This window comes from Acidovorax sp. CF316, assembly GCF_000276605.1.
GTDB lineage: Bacteria > Pseudomonadota > Gammaproteobacteria > Burkholderiales > Burkholderiaceae_C > Acidovorax.
The window spans coordinates 1-4,723 of the sequence record NZ_AKJX01000174.1; the positions used below are offsets into that span (position 1 = coordinate 1).

At 65.1% G+C, this 4,723-nt stretch carries 2 protein-coding genes; both read left to right on the plus strand.

Going from position 1 to position 4,723, the window contains the following annotated elements; translation table 11 throughout:
• The first annotated feature begins 181 nt into the window (after positions 1-181).
• Positions 182-613 carry a hypothetical protein gene (locus PMI14_RS22330; RefSeq protein WP_007857671.1) on the plus strand — a complete coding sequence of 144 codons (432 nt, stop codon included), beginning with the start codon at positions 182-184 and terminating at the stop codon, positions 611-613.
• 387 nt (positions 614-1,000) lie between these two features.
• Positions 1,001-4,723: DUF4347 domain-containing protein (locus tag PMI14_RS22335; RefSeq protein ID WP_007857672.1), on the plus strand; the 3,723-nt coding region annotated here is incomplete at its 3' end.

Here is a 4,723-nt window from a genome sequence, read left to right on the forward strand (position 1 = left end):
GGTGGGGCTCACGGCCAAGGGGATTGAGTTCGCCTGACGGCGAGGGGATTGAGTTCGCCTGACGGCGAGGGGATCGAGTTCGCCTGAAGGTACGGCCGGCCCCGGCAGCTTTCCAAGGGCCCTGCGCAGTCAGGTCCATGGAATTCTTGCAGGCGTCACAATACCGGCGGACAATTCCGCCATGGACCTGTCTGCCGATCTCCGCGCACTCCTTCCCCGCTGGCGCATCGACGGGGCCGATCTGCTGCCACCCGAGGAGACCGCGCAGATCGAGGCCCTGTTTACCCAGCTGGGCCAGCCCGCCACCCCCGAGGTGCTCACCCTGTACACCACCCTGGGCGGCATGGCGACCATGGACGGCGAGTTCTGGCGCCTGTGGTCGCTGGACGAAGTCAGCCGCGCCAACCAGGGGCAGCATTCTGAATGGGGCGTGCAGTTTGCAGACTTCCTGACCCACAGCCACGTCTTTCGGCTCCGGACCACGGACAGCGGCCAGTCGGAAGTCTTTGCCGACCCCCTGCAGCCTGGCAACCCACCGGTGCGCGTGGCGGCTTCGCTCAGCGAGTTCTTTGCCCTGTACCGGCAACGCCCGGACCAGGCGCTGCAGCGCTGACCTGATTCCCTCACCAAGGCCTGCCCCCTTCCAAAACGGCATGCCTGTCGCGCCAGGTCACGCCCGGTGCCAGCGCAGCCTGCCCAGACCGGCGCCAGGCTCCCGATGGCAATTCACTTTTGTAATAAAAATTACTTTCTGGTAATAATCAGCTGAGCAGCTGGTCAACTACAACAACGAGGCGCCTGCCCCTTGCGGCGGCCCTTTCCACATGCACCTGCGGGTGCCCGCTGTGACCCCGCGCCGGGAGCGCGCGCAGTTCTCGTGACGAATCCTGCCAGGCCTTGCGGCCGGCCTGGATCGCGCGCGCCTTCCCGACCCCACCGACAACAGGGCGGCTCTGCACCAGCAGAAAGAATGGGCCGCCCCATCCCCGAGGAATAGCCCATGACCCGCCACGCCATCGACCAGCACCACCAGCCTCAGGGCGCTTGCGCATCGCCGCAATCCATGGTGTTTGTCTTCGATGACCTGCACGACTGGCAGACCCTGGCGGCCGCCGCCCCCGCCGGGGCCGAGGTGGTGGTGCTCGATGGCTGGGGCGATGGCCTGGCGCAGATGGCCGCCCATCTGCAAGGGCGCAGTGGCATCGCTGCGCTGCATGTGCTGAGCCATGGCACCCCGGGCAGCCTGCTGTTGGGCAGCCTGCAGTTGACCACCGCCCTGGTGGCCGAACATGCGCAAGTGCTGTCCGACATCGGGTCGGCACTGGCCGAAGATGGCGATATCCTGGTGTATGGCTGCCAGGCTGGCGCAGGCAACGTGGGCGCCGACTTCGTGCAGGCGCTGGCGCTGGCCACAGGCGCCCATATGGCTGCGGCCACCGACCTGGTGGGGGCTGCCCACCTGGGCGGCAATTGGCGGTTGGACCGGCAGCATGGCGCCGTGGGCACCGCACCGCTATCGGGGCTGGCGCAGTACCAACAGGTCCTGGCGCCGCCTGCGGACCAGGACTTTGCTGTCACCGCAGGACAGGTTGGCGGCGTCACCTCGACGCTGGACTACAACGGGGTCAGGTACACGCTCACTGGAGGATCGGGGTACGAACACATGGTTCAGAACCCAGGTGCCTTTTCACCAACCAACAGCACCTACCTGATGCTGGATACGGCCGGAATCGGGGCTGCGACCGTCACCGTCAGCGCAACCGATGGCAGCGCCTTTCGACTGAAGGGACTGAGTTTCCTCGTTGAGGAAAGCGTCATATCGGGGACGCCTTTTGTTGACTACACCCTCACTCCGCAGGGTGGCAACCCGCTGACTTTCACCACCGATACCAAGTACCAGCTTTACGACTTCTCTAGCAATACCGACTTCTACAACATAACCAGCTTCACCTTCTCGGCTACGGCGATAGGCTACCCGCAGATTTTCGTCTCGCTGGACGACATCGACTTCGATACCCCCATCATTTTCACCCTGCCGTCTCTTGCCGCCACTGGCGGCAACCCCAGCTTCACGGAGAACGCCAGCACCGTCGATCTGTTCAACACCGTCACAGCCGCCACCAACGACGCTGGCCAGACCTTCAAGGGCATGGTCCTCACAGTGAGCAATGTCACCAATGGGAGCTCGGAGGTACTGACCATCGGAGGTACCGATGTCGCCCTGGTCAATGGAAACAGCGGCACCTTGACCGGCATCGGCAGCTACAGCGTCAGCGTGTCTGGAAGCACCGCCACGGTCACGGCAACGGGCATGACACGCACCGACGCGCAGATGGGCACGCTGGTCGACGGCATGACCTACCGCAACACCAGCCAGGACCCCGGTAACAGCAACCGCGTGGTCACGATCACCAGCATCACGGACAGCGGCGGCAGCAACGCCACCGCCTCGCCCACCCGCGTTTCCACAGTTTCCGTCACCCCTGTCAATGATGCCCCCACGGCCACCGCCACGGGCGGCACACCCACCTTTACCGAGAACGGCTCTGCCGCCGACCTGTTCAGTGGCGTATCCATCGGCACGGTCGAGACGGGGCAGGCCATCACCGCCATGGGATTCACCGTCGCCAACGTGGCGGACGGCACGAACGAGAAGTTGGGGATTGACGGCTCGCAGATCAGCCTGACCAACGGCAACAGCGGAACCACGGCGACCAACAGCTTTACCTACTCGGTGTCCGTGGCTGCCGGCACTGCCACCGTCACACTCACCAAGGTCGCCGGTATCTCCACCGCCGCGGCCCAGATCCTGGTGGACGGTGTCTCTTACCAGAACACCAGCGAGGTGCCCACCACTGCTACCAACCGCGTGATCACGCTCACCTCCATCCAGGACAACGGGGGCACATCCAATGGCGGCGTCGACACGACCAGCCTGGCCATCGCGGCCACGGTCACCGTGGTGGCCGTCAACGATGCGCCCACGCTCTCCGGCGGGCCGTTTTCACTGGCGACCACCAATGAGGACACGCCGAGCACCGGCACGCTGGTGTCGACCCTGCTCGCCGGCCTGACCCACAACGATGTGGACGGCCCTGCCAGCGGCGTCGCCATCACGGCCCACAGCGGCAATGGCACCTGGCAATACTCCACCGACGGGGTGACGTGGAATGGTGTGGGCTCCGTGAGCGCCTCGGCCGCACTGCTGCTCTCGGCCACCACCCAGGTGCGCTATGTGCCCGACAGTGCCAATGGCGAAACGGCCACCCTGACCGTGCGCGCCTGGGATCAGACCAGTGGCACCGCGTCCACCAATTCAACCCGCAATGTGGCAAGCACCACTACCAACGGAGCCACCACCGCGTTTTCCACAGGTACTGCCCAGGCGAGCCTCAGCGTGAGCAGCGTCAATGACCTGCCGGTGGACACCACATCCGGCGGCAATACCGCTTTTTTACAAGGCAACAACGTCGCCAGCACCCCCGTCGTGGTGGATAGCGGCTTCACCGTGACCGACGTCGACAACACCACCCTGGCCAGCGCCACGGTCGCCATCACCGGCGCATTCCAAAGCGGGGAAGACGAACTGGCCTTCACCAGCGTCTTCGGCACCATGGGCAACATCAGCGGCAGCTACGACAGCGCCACGGGCGTCATGACCCTGACGTCCGCAGGCGCCACGGCCACGCTGGCGCAGTGGCAGGTCGCGCTGCGCGCGGTCACTTACACCAACACCTCGGCCAGCCCCGACACAGCCAACCGCACCATCAGCTTCACCACCAACGATGGCTCGGTCGATGGCAACACCGCTACCAAAACCATCACCGTGGCTGCCACCAACCAGACACCGATCGCCACGGCCAGCGGTGGCACCACCGCCTTCATCGAAGGTGCCAACACTGCGAGCACTCCGGTGGTGGTCGACAGCGGCCTGACCATCAGCGATGCCGACAACAACACCTTCGCCAGCGCCACGGTGCGCATCACGGGCAGTTTCCAAGCCGGTCAGGACGTGCTGGGATTCACGAACATCCCCGCCATGATGGGCAACATCAACGCGTCGTACGACGCTGCCACCGGCGAACTCACGCTGACTTCCGGCGGGGCGAGTGCGACCCTGCTGCAATGGCAGGCCGCACTGCGCTCGGTGACCTACACCAACAGCTCGGACACGCCCAACACCGCCAATCGCACCGTGAGCTTCACGGTCAACGACGGCAACTCCAGCAGCACCGCCGCGACGACGACCGTCACCGTAGCGAACCGCAACGACGCACCGGTCAACCAGGTTCCCGCCACCCAGGCCACACCGCAAAACACCGCGCTGGTGTTCAACACCGGCAATGGCAATCTGGTCTCCATCAGCGATGCGGACAGCGGCGCTGGCAGCGTGAAGGTCACGTTGACCGCGACCAACGGGCTGCTGACCCTGTCCGGCACAACCGGCCTGGCTTTCCTGGTGGGCAGCGGCACCAGTGATGCCACCATGACCTTCGAAGGTACGCTGGCCGACATCAACACGGCCCTGAACGGCATGGGCTTCACGCCGGCCAGCGGCTACAACGGCATGGCAAGCATCCAGATCGCCACGGACGACCAGGGTCTGACGGGCACGGGTGGCAACCAGACCGATACCGACACCATCTCGATCACGGTGGGAGTGATCCCATCTCCCGACCCCACTCCTCCACCGCCCACCACCGTGGACGGCGTGCCCGTCACC